The following is a 12,821-nucleotide window of genomic DNA, read 5'->3' as shown; positions in this document are numbered from 1 at the left end:
TCCGCCTGGATCCGGAAATCGAGGCGCGCCTGGCCCATCTGTCCCGGGCGACAGGGCGCTCCAAGACGTTTTACTTGCGCAAGTTGGTGGGCGGTTGGAAAGGCCGGGCGTGCCCCGGGCGTGGCCAACCGGGGCACGATCCCCCGGCCTAGCCGAACTCTCTTTCCCGGTGCCTGAACTGCGCGCGTGAACGCTGGCTGCGCTCGATGGCCTCTCTGAGGTCCTTGGTGGGATCTTCCAGGGCATCCTGGGCGCGAAATACAACCCTTCCCGGCGGTGGCGAATGGCCATCGGCTCGCTTGCGGATCATGCTGGTGTCCTCGTGGCTGACCAGCCGAGGACCGACGTTGAGCGGGTTGGGGGAGGCGACGAGCCTGCCTGTCCAGGTCCAGCTGTGTTGGGGCACCTGAGCCACCATCCACCGGCGCCCACGCCAACGGACCATGCCTTCGTCATCCTGTTGCAGGTCCGCTTCGGGCACCACCGCCTCGAACAGCTGGGCATTCAGCACGATGCCGCTATCTCCCATGCGCACACCGCCGCCGAAGCGGTCGTCGCGCAGGGCTCGAAGCAGGGCATCGGGCTTCAGGGTGCTTTCGACCTTCCCCCTGGAACAGAGGTGTAGCACCTGGTGATCGATCTGCTTGATCGCCCAGCAGTGTACCGGGCGTTTACCGAAGAGCCGTCTGAGCAATCTGGTACATCCTCTAGTGCATAGGCATTATCGAGATCATATATTGTCAGGAATTATTACTATTTCGTCAATGGCTAATGCCATGCGCTGGGGGGAAGGGACTAATCGGGGACAGACCCCCATTTCCCACCATCCAGCAGCGATGCCGGCCGCGGGTATTGTTGTCCTCTGCCTTGCCCCTTGCTCTCACATCGCCTAGGGTAGTCACTAAAGGTATTACCTTTTGCTACGGAGGTCGAAATGGCAAGACCCACATCCATCAAGCTCGACGACGACATGAAAGGTCGGATACAGCAACTGGCCGACGCTCGCCAGCGTTCGGCGCACTGGCTCATGTGTGAGGCCATTGGGCAGTATGTGGAGCGAGAGGAAAGACGCGAGGCCTTCAGACAGAACGCGCTAACCGCTTGGGAGGATTACCAAGCGACTGGCTTGCATGTGACCGCTGACGAAGTGGAGCAGTGGCTGGTTCGCTGGGGGAAGGATGATGAGGTGCCGGCCCCGACATGCCACAAGTGATTTTTGCTTCGGCAGCAGTCCGGGATCTAGAGCGACTTCGTGAGTTCCTGAGGCCGAAAACCCCAGCGGCAGCTGAAAGAACCGCGAAGGCGATGATCAATGGCATTCATGAGCTTGGAAATTTTCCGCATATTGGCCGCCCGATCGATGATCTACCCGAGCAATACCGGGACTGGCTGATTGATTTTGGTGATAGCGGTTACGCAGTACGATACCGCCTCGATGGGGATGCCGTAGTGGTACTGGCCGTCCGTCATCAGAGAGAAGCTGGCTTTGGTTAATCGCAGATTGGCGTGATGGACTCAGCGCTGCACCTTGATGTCGCGAGGCTTGAGACGACTGGTGGGAGATCGGCTCCGCCGAGCGAATGGCGCCGCAGGCGCCCAGCTGTGTTGGTGGCGTTAGCGCCGCCGCCCAGGAGCCCTTCGGTCTCCCTTCGCCGGGCGTAGCCCAGCTCCCACAAGTAGGTCGGCGACCCGCTGCTGGAAGCGCGGCGTGCCGAGCACCCGCCCGCTGTGGGGGATCTGGCGGATCTCGCTGGAGTCGGGCGTCGTCGTCAGCGTGGTCTCTCTTTCTCCGGTGATGTTGCACTGCACAATTCGCTCTGCTATTGTTGCACTGCAACAGAGCGGGGTCGCCCGTTCTAGTCCAATCAGAACCGGGAGGTTCCCATCATGACCAACGCATTCGCCTTCGACGCCAAGCAGTTTGACACCGCTCAACTCGAGTCGCTGTTCTTCGCCCCGGCCCGTGCCTTCGCCGCCCTGTCCGTCGATTACAGCGAGAAGCTGATCAACGCCCAGCTCGAAGCCACCAAGGCCTATGCCGACACCAGCGTGGCGCAGCTGCGCAGCCTGGTAGAGGTCAAGGACGCCGAAGGCCTGAAGAGCTATATGGAAGGCCAGCAGCAGGTCGCCAAGGAGCTGACCGAGCGCCTGAAGGGCGACGCCGAGAAGGTCGTGGCCCTACAGCAGGAGTTTGCTCAGGAAAGCCAGAAGCTGACCGAAAGCAGCGTCAAGCAGGCTCAGGACAGCGCCCAGGCAAGTGCCAAGGAAGCCTCCGAGACCGCCAACAAGGCCGTCAAGGAAGCCACTGCCCCCAAGGCTGCCAAGTAAGCTTGGCACCCCCGGCCTTCGGGCCGGACGCCGAACTATCCAGCAGGCCGCCGATCCATGATCGGCGGCCTGCTGGTGTGTGGCTCCGTCCAGCAGCCGCTGAATCAGTGCGAACAGTGCGGTGAGGCACCGGGTTCACTCAACGGACTCTCCTGGGACGGGGGCTGTCTGGCCCGGCGAGCCGTGGCGCCCTGATCGGTCATGAGTAGGGTCATACATTGCACCGAGACGTCGTACCGCCCGCGGAGCCTGACGCCCACCAAGGCATTGGCCTCGCGCGGGCAAGGTGATGGCCTCGATCGAACGGCAACGATCGTCCATCCTGTACCCCGTGAGGCCGGGCTTCTCGGATGGGGGGTATCGGCCTGTCGGCAGGGGCCGAAACAGCGCTGACCGTGGCAGAGCCCCGGGTTGGCGTGTGGCTTTTCACCGCAATGGGGTTGCTATGAAACACTTCGACAAGACCCGGCATGTGGGACGCCGAAGCCTTTCCCTGCTGGCTTGGCTCGGCCGCTACGAGTTTGCGACACTGCTGTCCATCTTGATACTTTCCGGCGGGATCTGGGGGGTTGTCGAGCTGGCCGATGAGGTCTTCGAGGGTGACGCCCAGAGCATCGATGAGACCCTGCTGCTCTCCCTGCGCAACCCTGCCGATCGCTCCGACCCGCTCGGCCCGGGCTGGGTCGAGGAGCTGGGGCGGGACTTTACCGCGCTCGGCGGTGTCGGCGTGCTGGTGCTGGTCTCGCTGAGCGCCCTGGGCTACCTGCTTCTCGCCCGACGCTATCGCGCGGCGCTCTTTGCCGCCTTCGCGGTGCCCGGCGGCGTACTGCTCAGCACGTTGATGAAGGTTGGTTTCGATCGCCCTCGGCCCGATCTTGTATCTCACGAGTCCATCGCCTACACCGCAAGCTTTCCCAGCGGCCACGCGATGATGTCTGCCGTGACCTACCTCACCCTCGCCGTTCTGCTTATTCGCGTACAGCCCGAGCTGAGGTTGAAGGCCTACATCCTGGTGGTGGCGATACTGCTCACATTGCTGGTGGGGATAAGCCGTGTCTACCTCGGGGTCCATTGGCCTACGGACGTCCTGGCCGGCTGGACGGCCGGGGCAGCCTGGGCGGCGCTGTGCTGGCTCGCGATGCGCTGGATGCAGCAACGAGGGCAGGTGGAGACTGAGGCGAGTTGGGCGGGCACCGAATAGCGTGCCCGCCAGTCTCACCCTGTCGGCACGCCATACGCTTTGCCGCTACGGCGACCCTCGCCGCTTCGCCGATGGGTGGCGATGTCTTCAGTGATGTCTCCGGTGATGTTGCACTGCACAACCCACTCTGCTATTGTTGCATTGCAACAGAGCGGGATCGCCCGTTCTAGTCCAATCAGAACCGGGAGGTTCCCATCATGACCAACGCATTCGCCTTCGACGCCAAGCAGTTTGACACCGCCCAGATCGAGGCGCTGTTCTTCGCCCCGGCCCGTGCCTTCGCCGCCCTGTCCGTCGATTACAGCGAGAAGCTGATCAACGCCCAGCTCGAAGCCACCAAGGCCTATGCCGACGCCAGCGTGGCGCAGCTGCGCAGCCTGGTAGAGGTCAAGGACGCCGAAGGCCTGAAGAGCTATATGGAAGGCCAGCAGCAGGTCGCCAAGGAGCTGACCGAGCGCCTGAAGGGTGACGCCGAGAAGGTCGTGGCCCTGCAGCAGGAGTTTGCTCAGGAAAGCCAGAAGCTGACCGAAAGCAGCGTCAAGCAGGTTCAGGACAGCGCCCAGGCAAGTGCCAAAGAGGCCTCCGAGACCGCCACCAAGGCCGTCAAGGAAGCCACTGCCCCCAAGGCTGCCAAGTAAGCTTGGCACCCCCGGCCTCAGGGCCGGGATGTCGGAAGTATCCAGCAGGCCGCCGATCCATGATCGGCGGCCTGCTGGTGTGTGGGCTGGTGGCCATTTGATCATGGGCCATGAACGTCTCGGTGAGTCATTGAAGGCAGTGCCGAGGCTGATGCAGATCAAAATCCATTCATGTTGTTATGAAAAATATGGCCTTTAATATCATATTGTGATCTGAGAGACTCTCTCGCTCATTCCTCGCTCCTCATGGAAGATGAAAACTTATATAAGCAAGATGCGCGGCGAGTCCGTGAAACGTGAGATGCCAGACGTACGAGATGCGCTCTGGTCGTGGCTGGGGGCCTTCGCGGGCATGGGGGCGATCTGCTGGCTTAGCACCCACTGGCTCTCCCAGCACCTGCTGATTGTCGCCTCATTCGGGGCGACCTCCGTGTTGCTCTATGCGGCGCCGGAGAGCCCTTTCGCCCAGCCGCGCAACGTGCTGATGGGCAGTCTGGTCTCCGCGGCGGTGGGCGTTGCCTGCTACCGGCTGCTGGGCAGTACCGCGCTGTCGGTGACGCTCGCTGTCTCCCTTTCCATCCTGCTGATGCAGCTGACCCATAGCGTGCATCCGCCCGGCGCCGCCGCCGCCCTGGTGGCGGTGATCGGCGGCCCCGAGATAACCGGCCTGGGTTGGTGGTACCCGGTGATGCCGATTGGTATCGGCGGCGCGGTCATGGTGTTGGTCGCCATGCTGGTGAACAACCTGGCGCGTCATCGTCGCTACCCGCACCACTGGTAGGGCTAATCGGGGACATCCTGCGGCTGCGCGAGATCCGCGACAGCCTGGCGCCGGAATCCAAGAAACGTGAGCGCGCTCCATCACAGGGCGGGCTGTCATCACAAAAGCGCCGCGGCATCTGCCGCGGCGCTGTGGTTTGGGTGTCTCACCGGGTTCAAGCCTGACGGTCGATCCGGCGTCGGCGCGGGGCAGACCGGCTATCGTCCACCGGCCGGTTGCGGAGGGTGAGGAAGCGCTCGGTGTTGCGGGTGCGCTGTCGAATCTGGCGCCTGGTGCTGGGCAGCAGCTGGTCCCAGAGGGTCGGAACGCGCTCGGTCGTCATCATGGAGCCTCCTGGACGGTTCATTTTACGGAAAGTATTGTCAGGCAATCTACCTTCGACCAAGGTCGTAGGCAAGTCTTTTTGGAAAAGCCTTTTGAAAATTCCGTGAGTGCCTCAAGCCTTGGTAACACGGCCATGCGTGGAGAGGCCGAACCGCTCCCGGCGCGTGGCTCCCATCAGAAGCAACAGCCTCGGTGGTCACTGGATGACCTCCAGGGTTTGAGCCCACTGGTGGGAGCTGGACTATGCCCGGCGAATGGTAGCGAAGGCGCTATAGTGGAATGACTACTTATCGGCAGGGAGGCCGTTCGGCATGTCACACTTTCCCCGAATTCTTCACCACGGCGGCGCCAGCGGGGTGACCGGCAGCTGCCACCGGCTGCAGTTCGCCGAGGACCGCGCGCTGTTGATCGACTGCGGGCTCTTCCAGGGCCAGGACGCCGACACCGTGGACAGCTTCGCGCAGCTCCAGGTGCGCTTCCCGGTGGAGGATGTGCTGGCGCTGGTGGTGACCCACGTGCATATCGACCATATCGGCCGGCTGCCCTATCTGCTGGCGGCGGGGTGGCGGGGGCCGATCCTCTGCTCGGTGCCCTCCCGGCGGCTGCTGCCGCTGGTGATCGAGGACGCCCTTAAGATCGGCTTCACCCGCGACCGGTCGCTGATCGAGCGCTTCCTGACAGAGGTGGAGGGGCGGCTGGTGGCGCTGGACTACGGCGACTGGCACACCCTGCTGGACGACGAGCGCCACCGGGTGCGGGTGGGGCTCAAGCGCGCCGGGCATATCCTCGGTTCCGCCTACGTGGAGGTCGACAGCCTGGACAAGGCCAGCGGGGAGGCGCAGCGCACGCTGTTCTCCGGCGACCTGGGGGCGCCCCATGCGCCGCTGCTGCCGGCGCCGAAGTCGCCCTGGCGCTGCGACACCCTGGTGCTGGAGAGCACCTACGGCGACCGCGAACACGAGGATCGCCGGCAGCGCCGCGGCCGGCTCAAGGCGGCCATCGACCGGGCCCTGGCCAATGGCGGTAGCGTGGTGATTCCCGCCTTCAGCATCGGCCGCACCCAGGAGCTGCTCTACGAACTGGAGATGCTGATTCACCAGGCGGACAGCCCGCGGTGGCGGGACCTGGAGATCATCGTCGATTCGCCCCTGGCGGCGCGCTTCACCGAGGTCTACCGTGAGCTCAAGCCGTGGTGGGATGCCGAGGCCCACCGCCGCCTGCGGGCGGGGCGCCACCCGCTCAGCTTCGAGAATCTTTATACCGTTAGCTCGCATGAGGAGCACGAACGCACCCTGGCCTACCTGGCCGAGAGCGGCCGGCCGGCGGTGGTCATTGCCGCCAGCGGCATGGTCAGCGGGGGGCGGGTGGTCAACTACCTCAAGCGCATGCTGAGTGACCCGCGCCACTGCGTGCTGTTCATCGGCTACCAGGGCAGCGGCACCCCGGGGCGCGATATCCAGCGCTATGGCCCTCGCGGCGGCTGGGTGGCGCTGGACGGCGAGCGTCTCGACATCCGCGCCCGGGTGGAGACGGTCTCCGGCTACTCCGCCCACGCGGACCGCCGCGACCTGCTCAACTTCGTGCGCCGCATGCGCCATCCGCCGCGGCATATCCGTCTGGTCCACGGCGAGGCCGAGGCGCAGCGGGCGCTACGCGAGACGCTGCTGGCCTGGGCGCAGGAAGCGGGATACCCGCTTGAGGTCTCGCTGGGGTGTGAATGGGACTCGGGGGTCACTGAATGACCTCTGGGGCTTGATGTCACGGGAGTGGCGTCGGCTCCGCCCGCGGTTCGACGCTTCGACGAATGGCGCCGTAGGCGCCCCCGGCGGTGTTGCCGAAGAAGCCCGGGGCTGGCCCAGTTGGCGTGGCGCGCCATATGCGGCATCGTGAAAGTTGGAAAACAGGGAGAATCCAATGGTCGAGGCGCTGACGGTTTCCGAGGTCTACCGGGCCTGCCCGGAGGAGGGCTTCGCCTTCGAGGTGACCAGCGAGCTGGCGTCGCTGGACCTGCTGAGCGGCCATGATCGGGCGCGGGAGGCGCTGGACTTCGGCACGGCGATCCGCAGCGACGGCTTCAACCTCTTCGTGCTCGGCCAGCCGGGCCACGGCATGCACGGCCTGGTGGGGTGCTACCTGGAGGAGCGCTCCCGGGACGAGCCGCCGCCGCCGGACTGGGGCTACCTCTATAACTTCGAGGACCCCTCGGTGCCGCTCTACCTGCAGCTGCCGCCGGGCCTGGGCCGCCAGCTGCGGCGCGACATCGAGGCGCTGGCGGATGAGCTGCGCGGGGCGATCCCGGGGGTGTTCGAGAGCGAGGAGTACCAGAACCGTCTGCAGGAGCTGAAGCAGGCGATGGGCGAGCGCCAGCGTGACGCCATCGAGGCGGTGCGCCGGGAGGCCCGCGAGCAGGGCATCCTGCTGCTCTCCACCCCCAACGGCTTCACCTTCGCGCCGGCGGCCGACGACGACAAGATGATGCCGCCGGAGGACTACGAGCAGCTGCCCAAGGAAGAGCGCGAGCGCATCGAGCACACGGTCGAGATCCTGCAGCGCAAGCTGACCCAGGCGATCCGCCGCATGCCCAAGCTGGCCAAGGCGCTGCGCGACCAGGTCAACGGCCTCAACGAGGAGGTGCTGCAGACGGCCATCGGCGCGCCCCTGACCGAGCTGGAGGAGCGCTACGCCGACGAGGCGGGGGTGATCGCCCACCTGACGGCGATCCGCGAGGCGATCCTGGCCCACGTCGACTCCTTTATCTCCGACGAGCCCGAGATTCCCCCGGAGGCGGTGTTCAGCCGCTTCTTCCTGAACCTGCTGGTGGACAACGCCGACACCGAGGGCGCGCCGGTCATCTACCTGGACCTGCCCGGCCACCAGCATCTGGTGGGGCGCATCGAGCACCACGTGCACAATGGCACCCTGCTCACCGACTTCTCGCTGATCCGCGCCGGGGCCCTGCACCGCGCCAACGGCGGTTACCTGGTGCTGGATGTGCGCGGCGTGCTCACCCAGCCCGGCGCCTGGGAGACCCTCAAGCGCATCCTGCGCGCCGGGGAGATCCGCACCGAATCCCTGGAGCAGGCCTACGGGTTGATCAGCACGGTGACCCTGGAACCCCAGCCGATCCCGCTGGACGTGAAGATCGTGCTGCTCGGCGAGCGGCTGCTCTACTACCTGCTGTGCGAGCACGACCCGGAGTTCCTGGAGCTGTTCAAGGTACAGGTGGACCTGGAGGACGAGCTGCCGCGCAGCGAGGCCAACCTGTCGCTCTACGCCCACATGGTGGCGACCCTGGCCCGGGAGTCGGCGCTGCGCCCGCTGGATCGCAGCGGGGTGGCGGCGACCATCGAACGCGCCAGCCGCCTGGCCGACGACCAGCAGCGCCTGACCGCCCGCCACCGCGACCTCAGCGACCTGCTCCAGGAGGCCGACCACTGGGCGGCCCTGGAGGATGCCACCGTGATCACCCGCGCCCATGTGGAGAAGGCGGTGGCCCAGCAGGTCTACCGCGCCGGGCGCATCCGCGAGCGCAGCCACGAGCAGATCATCCGCGGCACGGTGATGATCGCCACCGTTGGGCGCGTGGTGGGGCAGGTGAACGGGCTCTCGGTGCTCGCCCTGGGCGACTTCGCCTTCGGCCAGCCGAGCCGCATCACCGCCACGGCGCGGCCCGGCGCCGGCCAGGTGGTGGACATCGAACGCGAGGCGCGCCTGGGCGGGCGCATCCACACCAAGGCGGTGATGATCCTGTCGCGCTTCCTGGCCGGCCGCTACGCCCCGGACCAGCCGCTGTCGCTCTCCGCCAGCCTGGCCTTCGAGCAGTCCTACGGCGGCGTCGAGGGCGACAGCGCCTCGGTGGCGGAGGTGTGCGCGCTGGTCTCGGCCATCGGCCGGGTGGCGCTGGACCAGGGCTTCGCGGTGACCGGCTCCATCAACCAGCACGGCGAGGTGCAGGCGGTGGGCGGGGTCAACGAGAAGATCGAGGGCTACTTCGATGTGTGTCGTGCCCGCGGCGAGCTCAGCGGCCAGGCGGTGATCCTGCCGGCCAGCAACGTGGAGCACCTGATGCTCAAGGCGGAGGTGCGCGAGGCCATGGCCGCGGGCCAGTTCCGGATCTTCGCCGTGCGCCACGTTGACGAGGCGCTGGCGCTGCTCGCCGGCGAGGCGCCGGGCGAGGCCGACGAGCGCGGCCAGTTCCCCGCGCAGAGCGTGAACGGCCGGGTGCAGGCGCGCCTGGCGGCCTTCCGCGAAACGATCAAGGCCGCCCGCGGGGGCGATGAAATGAGCGATAACAAGGACGGCGACAAGCATAAAAAGGAGGGCGGCGACGATGAGTGAGCGCAGCGAGGCGATGCGCGTGCTGGCGCTGCTGGATGACTCTCGCCAGAGCCAGGCGGCCCTGCTCGCGGCGGTGGCCCTGGCCGATCAGGTCAGCGCCGAGCTGGTGGCGCTGTTCATCGAGGATCTCGACCTGCTGCGCTGCGCGGCCTTTCCGTTTTCCTATGAGGTGGGCGCCAGCACCGGCCTCACCCGGCCGCTGCAGAGCGCCGAGCTGGAGGCGAGCCTGGCCCGCCAGGTGCAGCGCATCACCCGCTCGCTGGATGAGGCGGTGGCCGGGCGCTCGCTGCGCCACCGCCTGCAGGTGAGCCGCGGCCAGGTGGTCAGCGAGGCCCTGGCCGTGGCCGCCCCCGGCGACGTGCTGGTACTGGGCAAGGCGGGGCTCTCGTCGCGCTGGGGCTGGAGCTCGCGGCTCGGCTCCACCAGCCGCCGGCTGGTGCTGGAGGCCCCCTGCACGGTGATCATCTGGGACGAGCGCCACCTGCCGGCCCCCGGCCCGCTGCGCACCCTGCGCGGCGAGGCGCCGACCCTGCCCTGGGGCGAGAGCCTGGCCGAGGCCTCGCGCAACCACCCACTGTTTCGCGGCCGCGAGGAGCTCGCCCCCATGGCCGCCCCCGAACTCGAACGCTTTCTCGCCCGCGCCCGCAGCGGCGCCCTGGTGATCCGCCGCCAGACCCTCACCCGGCTCTTCGACGAAGACCCGGAGGTCCTGGCGCGCATCCCCGTGCCGGTGGTGGTGGTGCCTTAGCGTTGCGGAAGCGTTGGACGAAAGATCTCGATCTCCAGGCCGTCGATATGCCGATAGTGGCAATTATTGGCGGTGAGCAGTGGCACCCCGAGCTCCATGGCGGTTGCCGCAATCAGCGCATCGGCCAGTTGCATGCTATGGCTGAGCGCATAGCTCTCGACCAGGAAGGTGGCACGAGCCGAGATACCTTCTTCCAGGTGCACCAGCTCGGCTTCCCAGTAGCGAATCGCCTGGCGAAGCTGGTGCTGCTCCTGCTTGTTGCGCAGCCCTTGCACCAACTCCATGTAGCTGACGGCGGAGAGCGAGAAGCCGGGCATGCCATCCAACCTGTCGGCCGCGGCGGCATTTCCTCTCAGGTTCCAGATCAGCACGTCGGTATCGACCAGCATCAGTCATTGGCTCCGAAGGTGCGGGGTGCACGAAGGCGACGGACGTGCGATTCAACGTCCATCTCATCCTCCATTTCATCCCGGTCGGCCCAGAGACCAAAGGCAGGGTTACGCGCAGGTCGCTCTTGATCAGGGTCGGCCGCTAACCCCACCAGTCTTGCGCAGGGCTTGCCGCGGTGGGTGATCTCCACGGTTTCACCGCGCTGGGTGGCCGCCAGCAGTGCCCTGGCCTGCAGGCGGAGATCTTTTACGGTGGCGTGCATGGTGGTGTCCTCTTGTTGCCGAGACGATTGTTGCCGAGACGTCAGTTCCCCGTTCCTCGCAGAGCTAGGGTTACACTTTCAAGTGTAACCTAGCGCAAGCGAATCCGCTTGCCGGCCCGGATGGGATCCTCAAGCCATGGAGGTCATCCCGCTACCACCGAGGCTGTTGCTACTGGTGGTTATCCAGCTACCACCGAGGCTGTTGCTACTGGTGGTTATCCAGCTACCACCGAGGCTGTTGCGACTGGTGGGAGCGCAGCTCCGCTGCGCGAATGGAGACCGAAGGGCTCCTGGGCGGTATGCGCTAACGCTGGCAACACCACAGTGGCGGCTTCGCCGCCATTCGCCGGGCGGAGCCCAGCTCCCACCAGTGGGCTCAAGCCTTGGTGGTCATCCAGCTACCACTCAGGCTGTTGGTACTGGTGGGAGCCACGCTTTGCGGGGCGAAGGTTGTAGCCTCGGCACAGGCCAGCAACTCAGCCGAGGCGGCTTCGCCGCCATTCGCCGAGCGGAGCCCCTCTCCCACTAGTAGTTCCAAGCCTTGGAGGCCATGAGCCAGCACCGAGGCTGTTGCTATTGGTGGTTATCCAGCTCCCACCAGTGGGCTCAAGCCTTGGAGGCCATGAGCCAGCACCAAGGCCGTTGCTACTGGTGGGAGCCACGCTTTGCGGGGCGAAGGTTGTAGCCTCGGCACAGGCTTGGAACACCGCTGGGCGGCTTCGCCGCCATTCGCCGGGCGGAGCCCCTCTCCCACCAGTAGTTCCAAGCCTTGGAGGCCATGAGCCAGCACCGAGGCTGTTGCTATTGGTGGTTATCCAGCTCCCACCAGTGGGCTCAAGCCTTGGTGGCCATCCAGCTACCACTCAGGCTGTTGGTACTGGTGGGAGCCACGCTCTGCGGGGCGAAGGTTGTAGCCTCGGCACAGGCCAGCAACACCGTTGGGCGGCTTCGCCGCCATTCGCCGGGCGGAGCCCAGCTCCCACCAGTGGGCTCAAGCCTTGGAGGCCATGAGCCAGCACCAAGGCCGTTGCTACTGGTGGGAGCCACGCTTTGCGGGGCGAAGGTTGTAGCCTCGGCACAGGCCAGCAACTCAGCCGAGGCGGCTTCGCCGCCATTCGCCGAGCGGAGCCCCTCTCCCACCAGTAGTTCCAAGCCTTGGAGGCCATGAGCCAGCACCGAGGCTGTTGCTATTGGTGGTTATCCAGCTCCCACCAGTGGGCTCAAGCCTTGGGGGTTATCCAGCTACCGCCAAGGCCGTTGCTACTGGTGGGAGCCACGCTTTGCGGGGCGAAGGTTGTAGCCTCGGCACAGGCCAGCAACTCAGCCGAGGCGGCTTCGCCGCCATTCGCCGGGCGGAGCCCATCTCCCACCAGTAGTTCCAAGCCTTGGAGGCCATGAGCCAGCACCGAGGCTGTTGCTATTGGTGGTTATCCAGCTCCCACCAGTGGGCTCAAGCCTTGGAGGCCATGAGCCAGCACCAAGGCCGTTGCTACTGGTGGGAGCCACGCTTTGCGGGGCGAAGGTTGTAGCCTCGGCACAGGCCAGCAACTCAGCCGAGGCGGCTTCGCCGCCATTCGCCGAGCGGAGCCCCTCTCCCACCAGTAGTTCCAAGCCTTGGAGGCCATGAGCCAGCACCGAGGCTGTTGCTATTGGTGGTTATCCAGCTCCCACCAGTGGGCTCAAGCCTTGGTGGTTATCCAGCTACCGCCAAGGCCGTTGCTACTGGTGGGAGCCACGCTTTGCGGGGCGAAAGGGTCCAAGCCTCGGCACATGCCAGCAACACCACAGGGGCGGCTTCGCCGCCATTCGCC

At 65.9% G+C, this 12,821-nt stretch carries 13 protein-coding genes; 9 read left to right on the top strand and 4 right to left on the bottom strand.

What is annotated here, in order from left to right:
- Window positions 1-148: 148 nt before the first annotated feature.
- The gene (locus tag ACM26W_RS11125; RefSeq protein ID WP_416137067.1) at window positions 149-694 is read right to left on the bottom strand and encodes a hypothetical protein; all 546 of its coding nucleotides are present in this window, start codon (window positions 692-694) and stop codon (window positions 149-151) included.
- A gap of 240 nt (window positions 695-934) precedes the next feature.
- Between ACM26W_RS11125 and ACM26W_RS11120 the strand changes: the two genes are divergently transcribed.
- From ACM26W_RS11120 to ACM26W_RS11095, 6 genes are all read left to right on the top strand, one after another.
- Window positions 935-1,213: a CopG family ribbon-helix-helix protein gene (locus ACM26W_RS11120; protein ID WP_416137066.1), complete on the top strand. Its 279-nt coding sequence runs from the start codon at window positions 935-937 to the stop codon at window positions 1,211-1,213.
- The gene (locus tag ACM26W_RS11115) at window positions 1,201-1,494 is read left to right on the top strand and encodes a type II toxin-antitoxin system RelE/ParE family toxin (RefSeq protein WP_416137065.1); all 294 of its coding nucleotides are present in this window, start codon (window positions 1,201-1,203) and stop codon (window positions 1,492-1,494) included. The genes ACM26W_RS11120 and ACM26W_RS11115 overlap by 13 nt, the downstream gene beginning before the upstream one ends.
- Window positions 1,495-1,887: 393 nt before the next feature.
- The gene (locus ACM26W_RS11110) at window positions 1,888-2,328 is read left to right on the top strand and encodes a phasin family protein (protein ID WP_416137064.1); all 441 of its coding nucleotides are present in this window, start codon (window positions 1,888-1,890) and stop codon (window positions 2,326-2,328) included.
- A 445-nt stretch (window positions 2,329-2,773) separates the two neighbouring features.
- Window positions 2,774-3,529: a phosphatase PAP2 family protein gene (locus ACM26W_RS11105; protein ID WP_416137063.1), complete on the top strand. Its 756-nt coding sequence runs from the start codon at window positions 2,774-2,776 to the stop codon at window positions 3,527-3,529.
- A 197-nt stretch (window positions 3,530-3,726) separates the two neighbouring features.
- Entirely contained in the window at window positions 3,727-4,167 is a 441-nt protein-coding gene (locus ACM26W_RS11100; protein WP_416137062.1) for a phasin family protein, read from the top strand.
- A 253-nt stretch (window positions 4,168-4,420) separates the two neighbouring features.
- Window positions 4,421-4,948, top strand: coding sequence for an HPP family protein (locus ACM26W_RS11095; RefSeq protein ID WP_416137061.1), 528 nt, complete (start codon window positions 4,421-4,423; stop codon window positions 4,946-4,948).
- Window positions 4,949-5,102: 154 nt separating this feature from the next.
- On the opposite strand, the gene ACM26W_RS11090 is transcribed toward ACM26W_RS11095, so the two are convergent.
- Window positions 5,103-5,273: a hypothetical protein gene (locus ACM26W_RS11090; protein ID WP_416137060.1), complete on the bottom strand. Its 171-nt coding sequence runs from the start codon at window positions 5,271-5,273 to the stop codon at window positions 5,103-5,105.
- A 310-nt stretch (window positions 5,274-5,583) separates the two neighbouring features.
- Between ACM26W_RS11090 and ACM26W_RS11085 the strand changes: the two genes are divergently transcribed.
- From ACM26W_RS11085 to ACM26W_RS11075, 3 genes are all read left to right on the top strand, one after another.
- Window positions 5,584-7,014 (top strand): MBL fold metallo-hydrolase RNA specificity domain-containing protein, encoded by a 1,431-nt coding sequence (locus ACM26W_RS11085; RefSeq protein WP_416137059.1) that lies wholly within the window; start codon window positions 5,584-5,586, stop codon window positions 7,012-7,014.
- A 172-nt stretch (window positions 7,015-7,186) separates the two neighbouring features.
- A complete protein-coding gene (locus tag ACM26W_RS11080; RefSeq protein WP_416137058.1) occupies window positions 7,187-9,610 on the top strand; it encodes a Lon protease family protein in 2,424 nt (807 codons plus the stop codon).
- On the top strand, window positions 9,603-10,358 hold the full coding sequence (locus ACM26W_RS11075; protein WP_416137057.1) for a universal stress protein: 756 nt from the start codon (window positions 9,603-9,605) through the stop codon (window positions 10,356-10,358). Before ACM26W_RS11080 ends, ACM26W_RS11075 begins: the two co-directional genes overlap by 8 nt.
- Here the strand turns inward: ACM26W_RS11075 and ACM26W_RS11070 are convergent.
- Together ACM26W_RS11070 and ACM26W_RS11065 are read right to left on the bottom strand one after the other, a co-directional pair.
- Entirely contained in the window at window positions 10,355-10,747 is a 393-nt protein-coding gene (locus tag ACM26W_RS11070; protein WP_416137056.1) for a type II toxin-antitoxin system VapC family toxin, read from the bottom strand. The genes ACM26W_RS11075 and ACM26W_RS11070 overlap by 4 nt on opposite strands.
- The gene (locus ACM26W_RS11065; protein WP_416137055.1) at window positions 10,747-11,010 is read right to left on the bottom strand and encodes a type II toxin-antitoxin system Phd/YefM family antitoxin; all 264 of its coding nucleotides are present in this window, start codon (window positions 11,008-11,010) and stop codon (window positions 10,747-10,749) included. Before ACM26W_RS11065 ends, ACM26W_RS11070 begins: the two co-directional genes overlap by 1 nt.
- Between the last annotated feature and the right edge of the window lie 1,811 nt (window positions 11,011-12,821).

It is taken from the genome of Halomonas sp. HK25 (assembly GCF_047795635.1).
Classification (GTDB): domain Bacteria; phylum Pseudomonadota; class Gammaproteobacteria; order Pseudomonadales; family Halomonadaceae; genus Halomonas.
Note: the sequence above shows the minus strand (reverse complement) of the source record. Positions and strands in the feature narration are given on the sequence as shown.

What these genes read in the sequence shown, in the direction of transcription:
- ACM26W_RS11105 (WP_416137063.1), top strand. Translation starts at nt 2,774, where the DNA reads ATGAAACACTTCGACAAGACCCGGCATGTGGGACGCCGAAGCCTTTCC.
- ACM26W_RS11115 (WP_416137065.1), top strand. Translation starts at nt 1,201, where the DNA reads ATGCCACAAGTGATTTTTGCTTCGGCAGCAGTCCGGGATCTAGAGCGA.
- ACM26W_RS11120 (WP_416137066.1), top strand. Translation starts at nt 935, where the DNA reads ATGGCAAGACCCACATCCATCAAGCTCGACGACGACATGAAAGGTCGG.
- ACM26W_RS11080 (WP_416137058.1), top strand. Translation starts at nt 7,187, where the DNA reads ATGGTCGAGGCGCTGACGGTTTCCGAGGTCTACCGGGCCTGCCCGGAG.
- ACM26W_RS11065 (WP_416137055.1), bottom strand. Translation starts at nt 11,010, where the DNA reads ATGCACGCCACCGTAAAAGATCTCCGCCTGCAGGCCAGGGCACTGCTG.
- ACM26W_RS11095 (WP_416137061.1), top strand. Translation starts at nt 4,421, where the DNA reads ATGAAAACTTATATAAGCAAGATGCGCGGCGAGTCCGTGAAACGTGAG.
- ACM26W_RS11100 (WP_416137062.1), top strand. Translation starts at nt 3,727, where the DNA reads ATGACCAACGCATTCGCCTTCGACGCCAAGCAGTTTGACACCGCCCAG.
- ACM26W_RS11075 (WP_416137057.1), top strand. Translation starts at nt 9,603, where the DNA reads ATGAGTGAGCGCAGCGAGGCGATGCGCGTGCTGGCGCTGCTGGATGAC.
- ACM26W_RS11085 (WP_416137059.1), top strand. Translation starts at nt 5,584, where the DNA reads ATGTCACACTTTCCCCGAATTCTTCACCACGGCGGCGCCAGCGGGGTG.
- ACM26W_RS11090 (WP_416137060.1), bottom strand. Translation starts at nt 5,273, where the DNA reads ATGATGACGACCGAGCGCGTTCCGACCCTCTGGGACCAGCTGCTGCCC.
- ACM26W_RS11070 (WP_416137056.1), bottom strand. Translation starts at nt 10,747, where the DNA reads ATGCTGGTCGATACCGACGTGCTGATCTGGAACCTGAGAGGAAATGCC.
- ACM26W_RS11110 (WP_416137064.1), top strand. Translation starts at nt 1,888, where the DNA reads ATGACCAACGCATTCGCCTTCGACGCCAAGCAGTTTGACACCGCTCAA.